Source organism: Bradyrhizobium sp. Leo170, assembly GCF_004296405.1.
In the GTDB taxonomy this organism is placed as follows: Bacteria; Pseudomonadota; Alphaproteobacteria; order Rhizobiales; family Xanthobacteraceae; genus Bradyrhizobium.
In genome coordinates this window covers 1-1665 of sequence record NZ_PSRR01000680.1, presented here as the reverse complement: position 1 = coordinate 1665, position 1665 = coordinate 1, and the positions used below count along the sequence as shown (strand labels likewise).

Annotated in this window: 1 protein-coding gene and 1 pseudogene; both read left to right on the top strand. The window is 60.7% G+C overall.

Translation table 11 applies throughout. The features are described from left to right. Positions 1-801 (top strand): annotated as a pseudogene (gene tnpC / locus CWO89_RS43945) (IS66 family transposase); the annotation flags it as partial. Between the two features lie 52 nt (positions 802-853). Beyond that, the gene (locus CWO89_RS43940) at positions 854-1186 is read left to right on the top strand and encodes a DUF3024 domain-containing protein (RefSeq protein ID WP_245476862.1); all 333 of its coding nucleotides are present in this window, start codon (positions 854-856) and stop codon (positions 1184-1186) included. Positions 1187-1665 lie beyond the last annotated feature (479 nt).

Sequence of the window (1665 nt, the reverse complement as noted above, 5' to 3'; positions counted from 1 at the left end):
TTGCCAAAGGCAAGACCCGGACCGGCCGGCTCTGGACCTATGTGCGCGACGACCGGCCATTTGCCGGACCGGATCCCCCGGCGGCGGTGTTCTTCTACTCGCCGGATCGTGGCGGTGAGCATCCGGAACAGCATCTGGCAGGCTATGCCGGACTGATGCAGGCCGACGCCTACCGGGGCTTCAGCAAACTCTACGCGGCCAGTCGCAAAGTAGGCCCGATCGTCGAGGCGGCGTGCTGGGCCCACGGCAGGCAAGTTCTTTGACCTCGCACGGCTCACCAAGGCACCGATTGCAGCCGAGGCGGTCAAGCGCATCGATGCCCTGTTCGCCATCGAGCGCGAGATTAACGGTCTGACGCCGCAAGAGCGTCTGCGTGTACGCCAGGAGCGCAGTCGCCCCCTGGTCGTTGAGCTGCAGGCTTGGCTGCGTGAGCAGCGCGCCAAGCTCTCCAAAAACAACGACACGACCAAGGCGATCAATTACAGCCTCAGCCGCTGGGATGCATTTACCCGCTTCCTCGATGACGGGCGCCTTTGCATGTCGAACAATGCCGCCGAACGTGAGCTACGGGCCGTCGCCGTAGGAAGAAGAAACTGGACCTTCGCCGGCTCCGATGAGGGCGGCCGGCGTGCGGCTGCCATCTACACCCTGATTGCCAGCGCCAAGCTCAACGACGTCGATCCGCAGGCCTGGCTCGCCGACGTGCTCGCGCGCATCAATGATCATGCTATCCAGAGGCTGGACGAGCTTCTGCCCTGGAACTGGCGAAAGCCAACGCCTGATCATGTCGAAGCAGCGTGAGCCAAGAGGACACATGAGAGCGAGCGGTCTGTCCGCGGCAGATAAATTGGCGGTGACGGCCGCCTGCCAGCAGTTGATCGACGACTTTTTGAAGCCCCGCTTCCTGCCCACTATCCGACCGACGCAGTTCAACTATCCCGTCGATATCCTGGGAAAGTGGCACGGCACCAAATATCGCTTCATTCAACGCTACCGCTCCGGCTTTCTAGAGAACCTCGGCGAAGAGTTTGACGCCCCGTTCGCTCGCCTCGACTGGATCAGCCGTGATCGCTTCGACATCCAGTGGCACCGTCACACCGGAGAATGGTTCTGCCTCCATCGCGGCCTCACTCTCGCCGAAGCGATTGACACGCTAAGATCCGACGGATTGCTCCATCCACTTTAAACACGGAACTCCGCAAGGTCAGGTATCCCGGGTCCTCACCGGACGGATACCAGCAATCTGTGTGCCGCACGCGAAAAGTGCTCTGGGCGAGGCTTGATGAGAGAAAGACTACTGTTGCGGCGGTGCGCGTGGAATGATTTCGCTGCCGTAGTCGGATTCCTGCCATCAATGTCCTCAACCGGACACGAGTGGTAACAATAAGAGAGGGCAAGGGACGCCGATCGCCTCTCGTGCCGCCACGGCGGCAACAATGCGTTCGCAGTTGGGCGCATCCAGGTGGCTATGTTCAGCGCCGTCCTTTAGCCAGCGGCTGGCCCTCAGATTGGCTGAAGAATTCCATCGTCGCTGGCGCTGCAAATACTTCCCTCATCCTCACCTAGATGGAAGGTGAATGGCGGTTGTGATACGCCCGCATCACCCCTGATGACCTCAATGGATAAAGTACGGCCTCGAGATAGCGGCTTGCCTTGGCAGTCTCA